This is a genomic window from Nonomuraea sp. NPDC002799 (assembly GCF_053592075.1).
The window spans coordinates 281,821-299,277 of sequence record NZ_JBSFVA010000003.1 but is presented as its reverse complement, the minus strand read 5'-3'; the positions used below and the strand labels follow the sequence as shown (position 1 = coordinate 299,277).

At 72.5% G+C, this 17,457-nt stretch carries 16 protein-coding genes; all 16 read left to right on the top strand.

Translation table 11 applies throughout. The annotated features are described in order from the left end of the window. The 16 genes from ACWD0F_RS08100 to rpe all read left to right on the top strand — a co-directional run bounded on the left by ACWD0F_RS08100 (nt 1) and on the right by rpe (nt 17,430). Nucleotides 1–867: a dihydroorotate dehydrogenase electron transfer subunit gene (locus ACWD0F_RS08100; protein ID WP_449873572.1), complete on the top strand. Its 867-nt coding sequence runs from the start codon at nt 1–3 to the stop codon at nt 865–867. Continuing rightward, nucleotides 857–1,834, top strand: a complete 978-nt coding sequence (locus tag ACWD0F_RS08095; RefSeq protein ID WP_449873203.1) for a dihydroorotate dehydrogenase — start codon at nt 857–859, stop codon at nt 1,832–1,834. The genes ACWD0F_RS08100 and ACWD0F_RS08095 overlap by 11 nt, the downstream gene beginning before the upstream one ends. A gap of 150 nt (nt 1,835–1,984) precedes the next feature. Then, a complete protein-coding gene (gene pyrF, locus ACWD0F_RS08090; RefSeq protein WP_449873202.1) occupies nt 1,985–2,677 on the top strand; it encodes an orotidine-5'-phosphate decarboxylase in 693 nt (230 codons plus the stop codon). Nucleotides 2,678–3,330: 653 nt separating this feature from the next. Continuing rightward, complete coding sequence (mihF, locus tag ACWD0F_RS08085) at nt 3,331–3,654, top strand: integration host factor, actinobacterial type (protein WP_214637712.1); 324 nt, start codon at nt 3,331–3,333, stop codon at nt 3,652–3,654. 115 nt (nt 3,655–3,769) lie between these two features. Beyond that, the gene (gene gmk, locus ACWD0F_RS08080; RefSeq protein ID WP_449873570.1) at nt 3,770–4,363 is read left to right on the top strand and encodes a guanylate kinase; all 594 of its coding nucleotides are present in this window, start codon (nt 3,770–3,772) and stop codon (nt 4,361–4,363) included. A gap of 5 nt (nt 4,364–4,368) precedes the next feature. Beyond that, the gene (gene rpoZ / locus ACWD0F_RS08075; RefSeq protein ID WP_043638590.1) at nt 4,369–4,638 is read left to right on the top strand and encodes a DNA-directed RNA polymerase subunit omega; all 270 of its coding nucleotides are present in this window, start codon (nt 4,369–4,371) and stop codon (nt 4,636–4,638) included. Nucleotides 4,639–4,646: 8 nt separating this feature from the next. Next, nucleotides 4,647–5,852, top strand: coding sequence for a bifunctional phosphopantothenoylcysteine decarboxylase/phosphopantothenate--cysteine ligase CoaBC (gene coaBC, locus ACWD0F_RS08070; RefSeq protein ID WP_449873201.1), 1,206 nt, complete (start codon nt 4,647–4,649; stop codon nt 5,850–5,852). 286 nt (nt 5,853–6,138) lie between these two features. Next, a complete protein-coding gene (locus tag ACWD0F_RS08065) occupies nt 6,139–6,462 on the top strand; it encodes a hypothetical protein (RefSeq protein WP_449873200.1) in 324 nt (107 codons plus the stop codon). Between the two features lie 128 nt (nt 6,463–6,590). Beyond that, the gene (gene metK, locus ACWD0F_RS08060; protein WP_449873199.1) at nt 6,591–7,778 is read left to right on the top strand and encodes a methionine adenosyltransferase; all 1,188 of its coding nucleotides are present in this window, start codon (nt 6,591–6,593) and stop codon (nt 7,776–7,778) included. Between the two features lie 221 nt (nt 7,779–7,999). Further along, a complete protein-coding gene (locus ACWD0F_RS08055; RefSeq protein ID WP_449873198.1) occupies nt 8,000–10,600 on the top strand; it encodes a primosomal protein N' family DNA-binding protein in 2,601 nt (866 codons plus the stop codon). A 49-nt stretch (nt 10,601–10,649) separates the two neighbouring features. Continuing rightward, nucleotides 10,650–12,119, top strand: coding sequence for a hypothetical protein (locus tag ACWD0F_RS08050; RefSeq protein ID WP_449873197.1), 1,470 nt, complete (start codon nt 10,650–10,652; stop codon nt 12,117–12,119). Between the two features lie 37 nt (nt 12,120–12,156). Next, nucleotides 12,157–13,509, top strand: coding sequence for a hypothetical protein (locus ACWD0F_RS08045; RefSeq protein ID WP_449873196.1), 1,353 nt, complete (start codon nt 12,157–12,159; stop codon nt 13,507–13,509). A 186-nt stretch (nt 13,510–13,695) separates the two neighbouring features. Continuing rightward, the gene (gene def / locus ACWD0F_RS08040; protein ID WP_449873195.1) at nt 13,696–14,244 is read left to right on the top strand and encodes a peptide deformylase; all 549 of its coding nucleotides are present in this window, start codon (nt 13,696–13,698) and stop codon (nt 14,242–14,244) included. 2 nt (nt 14,245–14,246) lie between these two features. Next, the gene (gene fmt, locus ACWD0F_RS08035) at nt 14,247–15,170 is read left to right on the top strand and encodes a methionyl-tRNA formyltransferase (RefSeq protein ID WP_449873194.1); all 924 of its coding nucleotides are present in this window, start codon (nt 14,247–14,249) and stop codon (nt 15,168–15,170) included. Nucleotides 15,171–15,276: 106 nt separating this feature from the next. Next, a complete protein-coding gene (locus ACWD0F_RS08030) occupies nt 15,277–16,728 on the top strand; it encodes an RsmB/NOP family class I SAM-dependent RNA methyltransferase (RefSeq protein ID WP_449873193.1) in 1,452 nt (483 codons plus the stop codon). A gap of 45 nt (nt 16,729–16,773) precedes the next feature. Further along, nucleotides 16,774–17,430 (top strand): ribulose-phosphate 3-epimerase, encoded by a 657-nt coding sequence (gene rpe, locus ACWD0F_RS08025; RefSeq protein WP_449873192.1) that lies wholly within the window; start codon nt 16,774–16,776, stop codon nt 17,428–17,430. Nucleotides 17,431–17,457 lie beyond the last annotated feature (27 nt).

The window sequence follows — 17,457 nt, the reverse complement described above, 5'->3', positions numbered from 1 at the left end:
CTGGCCGGCACTCCGGTGCAGGTGACGGGCACGGTGCTGACGACGCGCCGGGTCGACGCCTACCATGCGCTGACGGTGGTGGCGCCCGGCATAGCCGAGCGCTACCGCCCCGGTCACTTCGTCTCCGTGGCGGTCGGCGGGGCGCACACCTCGATGGTGACGCGCCGCGCGCTCTCCATCCACGACGTCAAGTCCGACTACGGCGGCACGGTCGAGCTGGTCTTCACCGCCGGCGGGCCCGGCACGGCCTGGCTGGCCGAGCGGCGCGCCCGTGACACGCTCGACCTGGTCGGCCCGCTCGGCCGGCCCTTCCCGCTGCCGCGCGACCCCGTCAACTGCGTGCTCGTCGGCTCCGAGTACGGCTCGGCCGTGCTGTTCCCGCTGGCCGACGCGCTGCTGGCGCGCGGCTGCCGGGTCGACTTCGTGCTGGGCGCGGCCGGGGCCGAGCGGGTGTTCGGGGCGATGCGGGCCCGCAGGATGGCCGAGACCACGACGCTGACCACCGAGGACGGCTCACTCGGGGTGCGCGGCAAGGTCGCCGACGCGCTGCCGGCGGTCATCGCCGACACGCGGGCCGACGCCGTCTACGCCTGCGCGCCCATGGACGCGCTGCGGGCGGTGACGGCGGTGGCGATGGAGTTCGACATCCCGGTGCAGGTGGCGGTCGAGGAGTCGATGGCCTGCGGGATCGGGGTGTGCATGACGTGCGTGCTGCCCGTCATCGGCGACGACGGGGTGACCAGGATGGTCCGGGCGTGCGCCGAGGGGCCGGTGTTCCGGGGGGAGCGGGTGCGCTTCGAGGACGTGGGAACGATCCCGTTCGACGCGCTCGGCGCCCCCGGAGGCGGTGCACGACATGTCAGTTGATATGCGGACATTCCTGGCGCATGTGGAGCTCGTGAACCCGATCACCACGGCCGCCGGCTGCGCCGCCTCCGGGCAGGAGCTCGCCCAGTTCTTCGACCTGCACCGGATCGGAGCGCTCACGACCCGCTCGATCACCATGGCCCCGCGGGCCGGCCGGCCCACCCCCCGCATGGCCGAGACGCCCTCGGGCATGCTGAACGCCGTCGGGCTGCAGGGGCCCGGCATCGACGCGTTCCTGGAGCGGGAGCTGCCCTGGCTGGCCCAGCGGGGCGTCAAGACCATCGTCTCGATCGGCGGGGGCACCGTCGCCGAATACTCCGAGCTGGCCCGCAGGCTCGCCGACGCGCCCGGGGTGACCGCGCTGGAGGTCAACCTGTCCTGCCCCAACATGGAGGACCGCGGCCGGGTCTTCGCCCGCGAGGGCTCGGCGGCGGCCGAGGTGATCGCCTCGGTGCGCTCCATCATGCGCTACGACGTGCCGGTGATCGCCAAGCTCGCGCCGGACGTGGCCGACATCGTCTCGGTCGCGCGGGCGTGCGTGGACGCCGGGGCCGACGCGCTGTCCATGATCAACAATCCGCTCGGCATGGCCATCGACACCGAGGCGCTGCGGCCCTCGCTCGCCGCCGTCACCGGAGGGTTGTCGGGGCCGGCCATCCTGCCGCTGGCCGTACGGTGCGTGTGGCAGGTCCACGCCGCGCTCCCCGGAGTGCCCCTGATCGGCATCGGGGGCGTGATGAGCGGCAGGGACGCCTTCCAGCTCGTCCTGGCGGGCGCCTGTGTGGTCGGAGTGGGCACCGCGCTGTTCCACGACCCCTATGCCTGCCTGCGCATCGAACGCGAGCTGGAGGACCTTCTGAGGGCCCGCGGCTTCCAGCGGCTGGCCGACGCCGTCGGCCTGGCGCACCGCCCGCCGGGGAGTGCCCCCCGGCACCTGCTCGTCGACACCGAAGGGAGCACGCCTTGACCGCCGGCCGGCGCCGCGCGGCGTCCGTGCCGCGCCTTCGGTGTCCTCACCTGTCCGTGTCCCGACTTCCGAGCCCGTCTCCGCAAGACTTCCAGGAGAGCACGTCTTGAACCAAGCACCTGTCCGCGCCGATAGCCAGGGGAGCGTCTCTTGACCCCCGCACCCATCGCCGTCGCCCTCGACGCGCCCGACCTGGAGACCGCAGCCCGGTGGGCGGCGCTGGTGACGCCTCATGTCAGCACGGTGAAGGTGGGCCTGGAGCTCTATCTGCGCTACGGCCCCGACGTGATCGCCTCGGTGCGCGGCGCCAGCGGCGTGCAGGTCTTCCTCGATCTGAAGCTGCACGACATCCCCAACACCGTCGCCGGGGCCGCCCGCGCGGTGGCCCGGCTGCGGCCCGCGATCCTCACGGTGCACGCCGCCGGCGGCTCCGCCATGATCAGGGCGGCCGTGGAGTCGGCGCCCAACACCATGATCGCGGCTGTGACGATCCTCACCTCGCTCACCGAGGAGGACCTGGACCGCATCGGGCTCGCGGGGCCCGCCGACGACGCCGTACGCCGCCTGGCGGCCCTGTCGGTGGCGGCGGGGGCCACGGCGCTGGTGTGCTCGCCGAACGAGGTGGCGGCGGTGCGGCGCGAAGTGGGTGCGGGGATCACGCTCATCACCCCCGGAGTGCGGCCCACGGGGGCCGCCACGCAGGACCAGATGCGGGTGGCCACGCCCGAGCAGGCGCTGGCCGACGGAGCCGACCTGCTCGTCATCGGACGGCCCATCACGGGCGCCGCGGACCCGGGCGCGGCCGCCGCCGCCATCGCCGCGTCGCTGCGGCGCGCGTCCTGATATTTACCATTCAACGCGCCATTCTTTACGGCAGGCCGGCTTACCCGCACGCGCCGACGCGGGTGGCCGCCTGTCATGGCCGGTTGTGAAGGCTCACATATCTCTCGCCGTATCGAGCGCATGCTTGACCGGCGTCGTGGCGAATTGCCGCCCGCGTAAGTCTGATGCGGATCATCGCCGGAACTCGCGCGGTGATGCCGCCCTTTCTGAACGCCTTTCGCCAGGGCATGGCGGAGGCGCGACGGGACACACCGAGGCGCGCCGGGGCGCGGGTGCCGGGTCCCGGCGCGGGTGCCGGGACAGGGGTCGCCGGATCCTCGCCAGGGACCTCGCTCACAAGATCATAATGCATCGGTGCGCGAGGTCGCACGTCATCGCGGTTCTGGGTTTCGGCCCTGGTGCGGGCCGGGTTTCGGACATCGGGCCGCTACGCAAACGTGATCTTCGATGCGGTTCACGACATCGTCGCGCGCCGACGCGCGAAGAGGGAAGTGAGGGCGATTTGATCAGCACAATGTGATTTTACGATCACGGAGAGTGATGAAGCGGATTTTGTGAGGAGAGAAACCGCTCTTGACGTTGCTTAGGGGCCAATGACCAGCTAGTTTCCCTTCCCGTCCGAGTACATCGACAGAAATTCGAGGTGACCCGGCGTGGCTCTTCCTCCCCTGACCCCTGAGCAGCGGGCCGCAGCCCTGCAGAAGGCTGCCAAAGCCCGTAAAGAGCGTGCCGAGGTCAAGAACCGGCTCAAGCATGGCGCGGTTTCTCTGGCTGAGGTGCTCAAGGATGGGCAGACCGACGACGTCATCGGCAAGATGAAGGTGTCGGCTCTGTTGGAATCGCTCCCCGGCGTGGGCAAGGTCCGCGCCAAGCAACTCATGGAGCGGCTTGCCATTGCCGAGTCCCGCCGCGTGCGGGGTCTCGGTGCGAACCAGAGGGCTTCCCTCGAGCGCGAGTTCGGTGGCAACGAGAGCTAATCTCTGTTCCACACGAAAGCGCAGGTTCAACGGGGGGTAGGAAGTGACCGACAGGTCTTGGTCCGGCGAAGTCAGTGCCTATGAGGCGGTCGGATCAGGAGCGGAGGTCGGCTTCCTGCCCTTGGGTGAGAGGCGGCTGACGGTCCTTTCAGGGCCGTCAGGCGTCGGCAAGTCCACGGTCGTCGCCGAGCTCCGGCGGGCACACCCTGAGGTGTGGCTGTCGGTCTCGGTGACCACCAGGCGGCCCCGGCCCGGCGAGGTCCACGGGGTCCACTACTTTTTCGCCGGCGGCGAGGAGTTCGACCGGCTGGTCGAGTCCGGCGAGCTGCTCGAATGGGCGGAGTTCGCGGGCAACCGCTACGGCACGCCGCGCGAGCCCGTACTGCGAAATCTCGCCGCGGGCGTGCCCACCCTGCTGGAGATCGACCTCGAAGGCGCCAGGCAGGTGCGGCGCAGCATGCCGGAGGCGCTGCTGGTGTTCCTGGCCCCGCCCACGTGGGAGGAGCTGGAGAAGCGGCTGCGCGGGCGCGGCACCGAGCCCGAGGACGTCATCGCGCGCCGGCTGGCCGCCGGGCGGATCGAGATGGCGGCCGAATCCGAGTTCGACCTGACACTCGTGAACACGAGCGTCCATGATGTGTGCCACCGGCTGATAGCCTTGATGACTGACCCTCAGGGGGTCACGACAACCACCAACCGAGAGGTCTGACAATCGTGGCAGGCACCACCCCGGCCGCGGAGGGCATCACCAACCCGCCGATCGACGCGCTGCTCGACATCGTCGACAGCAAATACTCACTGGTGATCATGGGTGCCAAGCGCGCCCGCCAGATCAACGCCTACTACTCCCAGCTCGGCGAGGGCCTGCTCGAATACGTCGGGCCCCTGGTCGAGACGCACGCGCAGGAGAAGCCGCTGTCCATCGCGCTGCGCGAGGTCTCCGAGGGCCTGCTCAACGCCGAGCCCATCGAAGGTGCGGTCTGACCCCTTCGATGAAGGTCGTCCTGGGCGTCAGCGGCGGCATAGCCGCGTACAAGGCTTGCGAGCTGCTGCGCCTGTTCACCGAGTCGGGGCATGAGGTGCGGGTCGTCCCGACCCGCGAGGCCCTCAAGTTCGTCGGCGCGCCCACCTGGGCCGCCCTGTCGGGCAACCCCGTCTCGGCGGAGGTGTGGGACGACGTTCACGAGGTGCCCCACGTGCGGATCGGCAAGCGAGCCGATCTGGTCGTGGTGGCGCCCGCGACGGCCGACGTGCTGGCCAAGGCCGCGCACGGGCTGGCCGGCGACCTGCTGACCAACACGCTGCTGACCGCCACGTGCCCGGTCGTGTTCGCGCCCGCGATGCACACCGAGATGTGGCAGCACCCCGCCACCCGCGCCAACGTCGCGACGTTGCGCTCCCGGGGCGCCGTCGTGATCGATCCCGCGGTGGGGCGGCTCACCGGCGCCGACACCGGCCCTGGGCGGCTGCCCGACCCCGCCGAGATCTTCCAGCTCTGTCTGCGCGTGCTGCGGGGCAAGCCCCTGGACCTGGCCGGCCGCAAGGTCGTCATCTCCGCAGGGGGCACCCGCGAGGCGATCGACCCGGTCCGCTACCTCGGCAACCGCTCCACCGGCCTGCAGGGCTACGCGCTGGCCCGCACGGCCGCCGCCAGGGGGGCCGAGGTGACCGTCGTGGCGGCCAACGTCGCGCTGCCCGATCCCGCAGGGGCCGCGGTGGTGCGGGTGGAGTCCACGGCCGAGCTGCGTGCGGCGGTGCTCGACGCGGCCGCAGCGGCCGACGTGGTGGTCATGGCCGCGGCCGTGGCCGACTTCCGGCCCGCGACGCGGCAGGACGCGAAGATCAAGAAGACGGGTGGCGAGCCTGCGCCCATCCATCTGACGGAAAATCCCGACATCCTCGCCGAACTCGGCGAACGCCGATCGGCCGCCGGCGCTGGGGTGCCGGTGAGCCCAGCCGTGATCGTCGGATTCGCGGCCGAGACGCACGACGTGCTCGCCAACGGGCAGGCCAAGCTGGTGCGCAAGGGATGCGACCTCCTGGTCGTCAACCAGGTGGGGGAGGGCCGCGCCTTCGGCACCCCCGACAACGCCGCCACCATCCTCGTGGCCGGCGGTGTCCCGGTCGAGGTGCCGCTCGGGCCCAAGGATGACGTCGCCGACGCCGTATGGGACCTGGTCGCCCACCGCCTGTCCTGAGCACCCTCCCGCCGCCGGTCGCTCTCCGGCGGCGCTCCTCCCGGCGGTCGCCTTCCCGCGTGTCGTGTCTGCCGGAAGGCGGATGGCCGCAACCGGTCAGGGGTGTCTGGCGGCGTCCAAGACGCGCAAATTGCTGCAAAACGGGCATGGGCCTCGCGCGTCGTACAAAATGTGCAAGACCGATTACCCGATCACCTGTTGCGACACCCCCCTGCGCCTGCGGATACTTGGGGCGAAGGGGGACGGAATGCCGGTGGGTTCTGCTGTCCGAGATCGTTGTAGAACATTGCTCGGCGACCAAGGGGAGATTCAGTACGTCTTTCCCGCGCTCTCCGCGGGACCGGCGGGCACGGGGAACTTCCTGATCGTGGTCACCGACGCCTCTCTATCGGTGCTGGCCACCAGAACGCTCAGGAGTGATCGCCCGGTTTCGGTGGTCGCGGTGTTTCCGCGGCACACCCGGCTGGGGCCGATCCTTCCTGGAGGCGTCATCGAGGTGGGCTCGATGGTCTTCGAGTTCGACGAGGAGTACGCCGCCGTGGTGGCGGCCGCCGACGCGGAGGTCTTCGCGCCGGAGACGCTGCCACCCGATCCCCTCCCCGACCTGTGAGGGGAGCCAGATGGTGGACGGTTTCGCGACCTGGCTCCGGGTAGGGCTAGACTTCGGCGAGGCCCAGGCATGCCCATTCGTCCCGGGCCTTACATCCGTCAGCAGCCGCTGCATGAGGAGCCACTGAGTTGTCACGTCGCCTGTTCACCTCCGAGTCGGTCACCGAGGGCCACCCGGACAAGATCGCCGACCAGATCAGTGACGCGATTCTCGACGCCATGCTCAAGGACGACCCCAAGAGCCGGGTCGCCGTCGAGACGATGATCACTACCGGCCAGGTTCACGTCGCAGGCGAGGTCACGACCGAGACCTACGTCGACATCCCCGGCGTCATCCGGGAGAAGATCCTGGAGATCGGCTACGACGCTTCCCACAAGGGCTTCGACGGCGCCTCCTGCGGCGTGTCGGTGTCCATCGGCGCGCAGTCGCCCGACATCGCCCAGGGCGTCGACGACGCTTACGAGCACCGCGTGGGCGGCGACATCGACGAGCTCGACCGTCAGGGAGCCGGCGACCAGGGCCTCATGTTCGGCTACGCCTGCCGCGAGACCCCCGAGCTGATGCCGCTGCCGATCACGCTCGCCCACCGGCTGGCCCAGCGCCTGTCCGAGGTGCGCAAGTCCGGCACGGTTCCCTACCTGCGCCCCGACGGCAAGACCCAGGTCACCATCGAGTATGACGGCGACACGCCCGTCCGCCTCGACACCGTGGTCGTCTCGACGCAGCACGCCGCCGAGATCGACCTCAAGGAGATGCTGGCGCCCGACATCAAGGAGCACGTGGTCGACCCCGTGCTCGCGGGCCTCGACCTCGACATCGAGGGCTACCGCCTGCTGGTCAACCCGACCGGCCGCTTCGAGATCGGCGGCCCCATGGGTGACGCCGGCCTCACCGGTCGCAAGATCATCATTGACACCTACGGCGGCATGTCCCGCCACGGTGGCGGCGCCTTCTCGGGCAAGGACCCGTCCAAGGTCGACCGCTCGGCCGCCTACGCGATGCGCTGGGTCGCCAAGAACGTCGTGGCCGCCGGGCTCGCCGACCGGTGCGAGGTGCAGGTGGCGTACGCGATCGGCAAGGCGCAGCCGGTGGGTCTGTTCGTGGAGTGCTTCAACACCGAGAAGGTGTCGGTGGAGCAGATCCAGAGCGCCGTCCTGCAGGTGTTCGACCTGCGTCCGGCCGCCATCATCCGTGACCTCGACCTGCTGCGTCCGATCTACTCGGAGACGGCTGCTTACGGGCACTTCGGCCGCGAGGGCTTCTCCTGGGAGTCGACCGACCGCGCCGAGGCTCTGCGGACCGCCGCCGGGCTCTGACGTGACCGCGCCAGGGCGGTGGTGAATCGCCCTGGCCCCAGTGGTCTTCGTCGCCGTCCGCTCGGTGAAGACGATGGCCGGCCGGTCCGTGTGGACATCGGTCGGCCGACGCTTGCCGCTGACACCGGCTCGGGCGCGCGCCGTTCGAGCCGCTCATGGCCTGTCGTGATCCCTTGTGGGTGGCGGGCGTTGCGGGCGATGAGGTCTGGTAGACGTTATGCGTGACCGACTCCGACGACGCCCTCCTGCCGCTTGACGCCGTGCGGCCCCCAGCGTCGTCGAAGGACACCAAAGGGGCCCCGGTCCCCGCTCCCGAGCGTCCTGTGGCGAGAGTCGTGGTGGACAGCCCGCTGCCGCATCTGGACAGGCCGTTCGACTATCTGGTGCCCGCTCCCATGCACGAGACGGCCGAGCCGGGAGTGCGGGTGCGGGTGCGGTTCGCCGGCAAGCTTGTCGACGGGTTCCTGCTGGAGCGGGTCGAAAAAAGTGATCATGACGGCAAGCTGACGCCGCTGGAACGCGTGGTGTCTCCCGAGCGGGTGCTCACGCCCGAGATCGCGGGCCTCGCCAGAGCGGTCGCCGACCGGTACGCGGGCACCCTGAACGACGTACTGCGCCTCGCCATCCCGCCGCGCCACGCCAAGGCCGAGGCGGAAACGCCCAAACCGGAACGACGGGTCGGCGCAGCGAGACGATCCGGATCCGATGAGCTGGACACGGTTCCGGCACGATCCGGATCCGATGAGCTGGACGCGGTTCCGGCACGGCCCGGATCCGAGGAGCCGGACCCGTCCCCGAGACGATCCGGATCCGATGAGCCCGCCGCGTCCCCGGGACACGAAATCGGCGAACCGAACGTCGCGGCGGAACGGTCCGGGCACGGTGCGACGGACACGTCCGCGCAGGGGCCGGGCGCCGGTGAAGAGATGCCCGGCACGCGTTCGCCCTCGGGGTCGCCCGATCCGGGCACCGCCGCAGAACCGTCCGCACCAAGCGCCGTCGCCAAGCCGCGTGCCTCAGAGATCCATGCGGAGCCGTCCGCGTCAGCCGCCGCACCGGCCACCGCCCGGGCACCGGCCGCCGCCCTGGTGACGGCTGTCCCGGGGCCGGCCGGCCATCCGATGTCCCCAGGCGTGTCAGCCGTGGCCCCGGCGCCCGTTCGAAGCGCCTGGGACGCCTATCCCACCGGCGCCTCCTTCCTCGACGCCCTGCGCAACGGGCGCGCTCCCAGAGCCGTATGGTCGGCGGTGCCCGGTGCCCGGGGATGGGCGGGGGCGGTGGCCGAGGCGGTGCGTGCGACGCTGGACGGCGGAAAGGGCGCCGTGATCGTGGTCCCCGACGGCAAGGACGTGGCGCTGGCCGATAGCGAGCTCGCCCGGCTGCTGGGACCGGGCAGGCACGTCGCCCTGACCGCCGACCTCGGCCCGGCCGAGCGCTACAGACGGTGGCTGAAGGTCCTCAGAGGCCAGGTGCGGGCCGTCGTGGGCACCAGGGCCGCCATGTTCGCCCCCGTCGCCGACGTCGGCCTGGTGGCCGTCTGGGACGACGGCGACGACCTGCACGCCGAACGCCTGGCCCCGTACCCGCACGTTCGCGAGGTCCTCGGCCTGCGCGCCCACAGGACGGGCGCGGCCATGCTGATCGGCGGCTACGCCCGCACCGCCGAGGCCACGCAGCTCGTCGCCACCCGCTGGGCCCGGCCGATCGTGGCCTCCCGGACGACGATCAGGGGTCTCGCCCCCCGGGTGCACCCCGCCGGCGAGGACGCCGAGCTGGCCAAGGACCAGGCGGCCCGCCAGGCCCGGCTGCCCAGCATCGCCTGGCGGGCCCTGCGCCTGGGCCTGGAGACGGGGCCGGTGCTCGTACAGGTGCCCAGGCGTGGCTATCTGCCCGCCCTCGCCTGCCAGCACTGCCGCACGCCGGCCCGCTGCGTCCTGCCGCCCACCCGCGCGACCGCGACGCCGCACGGCGGCGCGACCGCCGCGACGCCGCCTGATCGCGCGACCGTGACGCCGCACGGTGGCGAGACGAACGAGATCCCGCCCGGCGGCGGCGCCTGTCACGGCCCGCTGGCGCTCAGAGGCGGCCACACGGCCCCCTGCTGCCGCTGGTGCGGCCGGGTGGACGCCGGCTGGAGGTGCCCGTCCTGCGGCAGCCCCAGGCTGCGTGCCGTGGTCACCGGCGCCAGACGTACGGCGGAGGAGCTCGGCCGGGCCTTCCCCTCGGTGCAGGTACGCACGTCCGGCCGCGACGGCGTGCTGGCCACCGTCCCGAACACCCGCGCGCTCGTCGTCTCGACCCCCGGCGCCGAGCCCGTGGCGGAGGGCGGCTACGCGGCGGCCGTGCTGCTCGACGGGTGGGCGCTGCTCGGCCGGGCCGACCTGCGGGCCGCGGAGGAGACGGTACGCCGGTGGATGAACGCCGCCGCCCTCCTCCGCCCCGCCGCCGAGCTGGTGGTGCTCGGGGACGCCGCGCTGCCCTCCGTACAGGCGCTGCTGCGCTGGGATCCCGTCACGCACGCCGAGCGCGAACTGGGCGAGCGCGCCGAGCTGGGATTCCCGCCCGCGGTGCGGATGGCGACGCTCACCGGTACGGCGAGCGCGGTCAGGCAGATGCTCGACGAGGTGCGCCTCCCGCCGGAGGCCGAGGTTCTCGGCCCCGTCCCCGTGGACGAGTCCGGCCAGGAACGCGCCATGATCCGGGTGCGCAGAGCCGGCGGCGCCGCACTGTCCGCCGCGCTCAAAGGGGCCAGCGGGGTGCGCGCGGCACGGAAGACGCCAGATGTGGTGAGGGTGAGTGTCGACCCACTCGACCTGATTTAGCCTATTTCCCCGATTCGCTCATCCGTGGGCCAGCCGTTAGCGTGCCCCTGTGTCGATCGAATGGGTGAACCAAGCCGTCGACGACCTGCGCGCTTGGGGGCGCGCGCGGGAAGTCGAAGTGGACGCGGACGAGGTCCGCCTGCTCTGCGACTACGCCAGCGACTATCTCAACGTCAACGAACTGAGTGATTTCACCCCCGAGACCTTCGACGAGCTGCTGCTCTCCATCTACCCGCGCAAGGTGATCGCCCCGCCGGAGAGCGCGGCGGAGACCGTCTCCGCCGCCCGCACCCTGGTCGGCTACCTCATCGAGACGGGAGAGGTGGACGAGGCGACGGCGGCGCGGATGCGCGGCCGGCTCGACGACATCGAGCCGCGGCTGCCCGGCGCGCTCGCCGACACCGCCAACTTCGGCATGGCCAAGAGCCTGTTCAGCTCCATCGGCCCCGAGTCGCTGGAGCAGTCGATCGCCATCCCCTCCGGCGAGGTGCCCGACCTCGGCGAGGCGCCCTGCGACTGCCCGGGGTGCACGCCCCTGCCGGCCGTCCGGCTGGCCGATCCGGAGGAGCTGACCGCCGCGCTGGGCGCGGTGCCGATGCTCGCCGAGCAGCCGCTGCCGTCCGGCGACGAGCCGCTGGAGGCCTGGGCGCAGGCCGTCGCCCGCCTGGTCGACCACGACACGGGCGGCGCCGTCACCGGCTACCCGGCGCTCGACGAGGGCCTCTACGACCTGTTCGACATGCTCTACCGGCTTCAGGTGCGGGTGCCCGTCGGCGTCGTCGGCGACTATCTCGACGAGGTCGCCGACGCCGACGAGATCGACCTGGCCGCCGTGCTCGACCGGCTGGCCTGGCACGGCCTGATCGTGGTCGCCGGCGACACCGCCGAGCTCACGCCGCTGGCCGTCTGGGCGCTGCGCGAGCACTACCTGTCGCTCGGGCTCGACGCCCCGCAGGCCCCTGACCTGGCCGAGACCGACGCGCGCGGTCTCATCGAGGGCCTGCTCGACGGAGTCCCGACCGAGCTGGCCGAGGACGACATCAGCCGCTGGCTCACCGGCAGGGCGGTGAGCGAGGCCGCGGCCGAGCTGCTGGACGCCGCCTCGGGCGCGCCCGCCGTGGCCCGCGGCATCGCGATCACCATCGTCGACCGCCTCGGCGCCGAGGCCGCGCCCCAGGTCCGCGACCACCTCGACGACCAGGAGCTGCGGCCGCACGCCATCCACTGGCTGGCCGCCAGAGGGCTGCCCGCCCCGCAGCTCACCCAGGAGGAGCTGCTCTGGGTCAGCGTCGACATGCTCGCCCTGGCCATGCCCGCGGCCGAGGAGGACCCCGAGATCTTCGCCGAGAACATGGCGGCCTCCGGCCCGCCCGCCCACCTGATCGAGGAGATGTGGCGGGTCGACCACCCTGACGTCGTCCAGGTCCTGGAGCTGCTCGGACGCTCCATCCCGGACGGTACGGTGGCCAAGGCGGCACGCAAGGCGGCGTTCAAAGCGCGCTCCCGAGCCATCCGTTGAGTACGCTCCTGTGACTCCTGTGCAGTAAGTTTCCTTAGTGGCCAACAACGTCTTCGACCTCGCCGAGCTGCGCAAGCTCATCGATGAGCAGGCCGCCGTGCCTCCACGGCTCCCTGAGGAGACCGCCGTGGAGCACGAGGCGCTGACCTTCCCGCCGGTCCTGCCGGCGCCGGACGCCGAGCTGGCCGGGCAGGTTCGCACGGTGCCGATCGTCGCCGACGCCATCCGGCTCACGAGCTGGACGGGTGAGCGCCAGGTGACCCGGGACGGGCACCTGAGCGAGGCCGACGCCGTGGCCGCCGCCGCGGAGCTCGGTGTGCCGGCCTCCCGGTTCCGTCTCATCTGGATCATCGCGGTCAACACCGGGCTGCTGCAGATCATCGGCGGGCGGGTCTCCAGAGGGCCGCTGACGATGCGGCTCACGGTCGAGGCCACGCTGGAGTTCTGGGACGGCGTCGTCATGGACGTGCTCGACCGCGCCGACGAGGGCCTGACGGGCTCCGCCGTGGTCGACGGCCACCTGGCCGAGATGCTCGCCACGATCTACTCCGTGCGTTCCGGCGTCGCCACCGCCAACCTCGCCCGCGGCATCCTGCAGTCCCACGAGGTCGCCTGCGCCCCCGGCCAGGTCGAGATGCGCCGCCTCGCCGCCGCGCTGCCCGCCGAGCTGCTCGAGGCGCTGTCGCTGCTGGCCTACTGCGGCCTGGTCGAGCAGACCGCCGCCGGGCGCACCGCGCTCACCCCGCTCGGCGTCTGGGCCATCCGCCGCGACCTGCTGCGTGAGGGGCACGACGCGCCGACGGCGGCGGAGGTGCAGGTCTTCGCCGACCTGTCGGCCACCGAGCTGGTGGCGGCCCTGGTGAAGGGCGCGGCCACGCAGAGCGCCGTGGCCGGCTGGCTGGAGCGCCGCGCGCCCGAGTCGGCCGCCCGCGACCTGATCGAGATCGCGGCGTCCGGCACGGCGGGCCAGCGCGGCGCGGTCGGCGCCATCCTCGAAGAGCTGGGCCCGGAGGCCGAGGCGCCGGTCAGAGAGGCGCTCGGCCATCCCCTGATGCGCCGCTACGCCGCCTCCTGGCTGCACATCCGCGACCTTGAGGCCCCCACGCTGAGCCCCGGCGACCACACCTGGATCGCGGTCGACGCGCTGGCGGCCCTCATGCACCTGTCGGGCCCCGCCGCGGGCCGCCTCGACACGCCCGAGCCGGGCGAAGACCTGATCAAGCTGGTCGGCGAGATGCCGGCGGTCGGCCATCCCGACACCATCGCCGTGCTCGACATGCTCGCCGCGGCCCACGACGACCAGGCGGTGGTCAAGGCCGCGCGCAAGGCCGCGATGAAGGCGCGCTCGCTGGCGCACGTCACGCCGGGCCCCGTGGCCGGCCGCGGATAGCCGGCGCCGTGTCTTCCGCCCTCGTGTCTTCCGCTCCCGGGTCTTCCGCTCCCGTGGCCGGCCGCGGGTAGCCGGCGTCGCGTCCTGTGCGGGCCGTGTCCTGTGCGGGCCGCGTCCGGCGGCCCGCCGCAGCTGACGAGGTCTGTAAACTGGCCTGATCCACGTTTGAGAAACGGAGTGACCCCCTTGGCGATCCAGTCGATCCGGCTGTTCGGAGACCCGGTGCTGCGCACCCCGGCGGCCCCGGTCGCCGACTTCGACAAGGAGCTCCGCAGGCTGGTCAAAGACCTCACCGACACGATGATGGACGCGCCGGGCGCGGGCCTGGCGGCTCCGCAGATCGGCGTCGGGCTGCGGGTCTTCACCTACTACGTCGACGATCAGCTCGGCCACCTCGTCAACCCCGTCCTCGATCTGTCGGCCGACTGCGACGAGGAGGGCGAGGAGGGCTGCCTGTCCTTCCCCGGGTTGTCCTTCCCCACGCCGCGCGCCATCCGCGCCGTCGCCAAGGGCTTCGACATGCACGGCGAGCCGGTCACGCTGGAGGGCACCGACCTGATGGCCCGCTGCTTCCAGCACGAGACCGACCACCTCGACGGCATCCTGTTCATCGACCGCATGGACGCCAAACAGCGCAAGCTGGCCATGAAGGCCGTCCGCGAGGCCGAGTGGAGCGGCCTGTCCGCCCCTGTGATCAGGATGTCGCCGCACGCGACCGGCGGAAAGGCACTCTGAGCATGCGTCTGGTCTTCGCGGGCACACCCGAGACGGCGCTGCCGTCGCTGCGCGCCCTGATCGACTCGCCGCGGCACGACGTGGTGGCGGTCGTCACCCGTCCCGACGCGCAGTCGGGCCGGGGCCGCAAGGTCCACCCGTCGCCGGTGGCCGCGCTCGCGGAGGAGTCCGGCATCGAGGTGCTGCGCCCGCTCAAGGCGGGCGATCCGGCCTTCCTCGACCGGCTGCGCGCCCTGGAGCCCGACTGCTGCCCGGTGGTCGCCTATGGCGCCCTGCTGCCGCAGTCCGCGCTCGACGTGCCCCGGCTCGGCTGGATCAACCTGCACTTCTCGATCCTGCCCGCCTGGCGCGGCGCGGCTCCCGTGCAGCACGCGATCCTGCACGGCGACGAGATCACCGGGGCGACGACGTTCCAGATCGTCAAGGAGCTGGACGCCGGGCCCGTCTTCGGCGTGGTGACCGAGGAGATCCGGCCCGCCGACACCAGCGGGTCGCTGCTGGAGCGGTTGTCGGTGTCGGGCGCCGGGCTGCTGGCCGCCACCCTGGACGGCGTCGAGGACGGCGCCCTGGAGGCCCGGTCGCAGCCCGGCGACGGGGTGACCATCGCCCCCAAGATCAACGTCGCCGACGCCAGGGTCGGCTGGGCCAAGCCCGCCAGGCACGTCGACCGGATGATCCGCGCCTGCACCCCCGGCCCCGGGGCGTGGAGCGAGTTCCGGGGGCAGCGGGTGAAGCTCGGGCCGGTGCGCCTGTCCGCCGAGCGGCTCGCGCCGGGCGAGATCGCCGCCACGAAGACGGAGGTGCTGGTCGGGACGGCCACCGAGGCCGTGGCGCTGGGCGAGGTGCAGCCGCAGGGCAAGCGGTCGATGGAGGCCGTGGAGTGGGCCCGCGGGGTTCGCCCCGAGGGCAAGGAGAGCTTCGAGTGACGGCGGCGTGGGCCCGCGGGGTTCGCCCCGAGGGCAAGGAGAGCTTCGAGTGACGGTGGCGTGGCACGTGCGCGCCGTCCGCCTAGGCGTCAGGAAAGTTTGAGTGATGAAGACCAGGGGCGACCAGGCGGCCGGCGGCGCGGGCGGCGGAAGCCGTGCGCGCGGGCCCCGGAGACCGGCCCGCGACCAGCCGCGCAACGCCGCCTTCGACGTGGTGCGCGCGGTCGACGAGCGTGACGCGTACGCCAACCTGCTGCTGCCCCGGCTGCTGCGCGAGCGCCGCATCACCGGGCGCGACGCCGCGCTGGCCACCGAGCTCACGTACGGGACGCTGCGCGGGCTCGGCACCTACGACGCCGTGATCGAGATGTGCAGCGACCGGGCCCCTGACCCCGACGTGCGCGACGCCCTGCGGCTCGGCGCCCACCAGTTGCTGCGCATGCGTGTCCCGCCGCACGCCGCGGTCGGCACCACCGTCGACCTCGTCCGCCTGCGCATCGGCGCGGGCGCCGCCAAGTTCGTCAACGCGGTCCTGCGCAAGATCAGCTCCAGGACGATCGAGGAGTGGCTGCCCATCGTGGCGCCCGACCCGGCCGACGACCCGGTCGGCCACCTCGCCGTCACCCACGCCCACCCCCGGTGGATCGTCTCGGCCTTCCGCGACGCGCTGGGCGGCCCCGAAGAGGTGACCGAGCTGCTGGAGGCGGACAACGCCCGCCCCCTGGTGACGCTGGTGGCCCGGCCGGGGCGCAGCTCGGTGGCCGAGCTCGAGGACGCCGGCGCCATGCCCGCGCGCTTCTCGCCGTACGCCGCCTACCTGCGCGAAGGCGACCCCGGCCAGATCGCGGCGGTGGCCGAGACGCGCGCCGCCGTGCAGGACGAGGCCAGCCAGCTCGTGGCGCTCGCCCTGACCCGGGTGCCGCTCGACGGCGACGCCGGCGAGGAGCTGTGGCTCGACATGTGCGCGGGCCCGGGCGGCAAGGCCGGGCTGCTCGACGCCATCGCCACGCACGGCGACCTGGCGGGCCTGGACGACGAGGCCGGGAGGTCCTCGGCCTTCCCCGGTGGGGCGCGGCTGGTGGCCGCCGACGTGCAATACCATCGGGCGCGGCTGGTCTGGCAGACCACCAGGGACGCGTCCGTGATCACGGTGGACGGCACCGAGCCCGCCTGGCGGCCCGGCACGTTCGACCGGGTCATGCTCGACGCGCCTTGCACCGGGCTGGGCGCGCTGCGCCGGCGGCCCGAGGCGCGGTGGCGGCGTGATCCGGCGGGCATCGCCGAGCTGGGCCGGCTCCAGCGGCGGCTGCTCGGCACGGCCCTCGACGCCGTGCGCCCCGGTGGCGTCGTGGCGTATGTGACCTGTTCACCCCACTTGGCCGAGACCCGGGTCGTGGTCGGCGACGTCGCCGGGAGCCGGGACGACGTCGAGCAGCTCGACGCGCGCGCCTACCTGCCCGAGGCCGACGGCCTGGGCGAGGGGCCGCACGCCCAGTTCTGGCCGCACCGGCACGGCACCGACGCGATGTTCCTGTCCCTGCTGCGCAAGCGCTCGTAGCTCGTCGTCCGACAGCCCCCGGGTCGTTCTCTAGACTGGAAAATCATGGCCGTACAGATCTCGCCCAGCATCCTCGCCGCCGACTTCGCCAGGCTGGCCGACGAGGCCGCCGCCGTGCCCAACGCCGACTGGCTGCACGTCGACGTCATGGACTACCACTTCGTGCCCAACCTCACCCTGGGGCTGCCCGTGGTGGAGGCGCTGCGCAAGGCGACCGCCACGCCGCTCGACTGCCACCTCATGATCGCCGACCCCGACCGGTGGGCGCCGCAGTACGCGGAGGCGGGGGCGGGCAGCGTGACCATTCACGCGGAGGCGGCCAGGGCCCCGATCCGCACGTTGCGTGAGATCCGCTCGCTCGGCGCCAGGGCCGCGCTCGCGCTCAACCCCGGCACGGCGGTGGAGCCCTACGAGGACCTGCTGCCCGAGATCGACATGCTCCTGCTGATGACCGTGGAGCCGGGCTTCGGGGGGCAGAAGTTCCTCGACGGCGTGTTGCCGAAGATCCGGCGGGCGCGGGCGCTCATCGAGCGGCACGGCGGCCAGGTGTGGCTGCAGGTCGACGGCGGAGTCGACGCCGGCACCATCGAGCGCTGCGCCGAGGCCGGGGCCGACGTGTTCGTGGCGGGCAGCGCCGTCTACGGCGCCGCCGACCCGGTGGCGGCCATCGACGCCCTCAGAGCCACGGCCGGCCGCGCATGACTCCCGCCTTACCTGGGTAACTCCTCA

Bases quoted from the DNA above. Each gene is read 5' to 3' on its own strand.
- ACWD0F_RS08030 (WP_449873193.1), top strand. From the start codon at position 15,277: ATGAAGACCAGGGGCGACCAGGCGGCCGGCGGCGCGGGCGGCGGAAGC.
- fmt (WP_449873194.1), top strand. From the start codon at position 14,247: ATGCGTCTGGTCTTCGCGGGCACACCCGAGACGGCGCTGCCGTCGCTG.
- rpe (WP_449873192.1), top strand. From the start codon at position 16,774: ATGGCCGTACAGATCTCGCCCAGCATCCTCGCCGCCGACTTCGCCAGG.
- coaBC (WP_449873201.1), top strand. From the start codon at position 4,647: ATGAAGGTCGTCCTGGGCGTCAGCGGCGGCATAGCCGCGTACAAGGCT.
- ACWD0F_RS08095 (WP_449873203.1), top strand. From the start codon at position 857: ATGTCAGTTGATATGCGGACATTCCTGGCGCATGTGGAGCTCGTGAAC.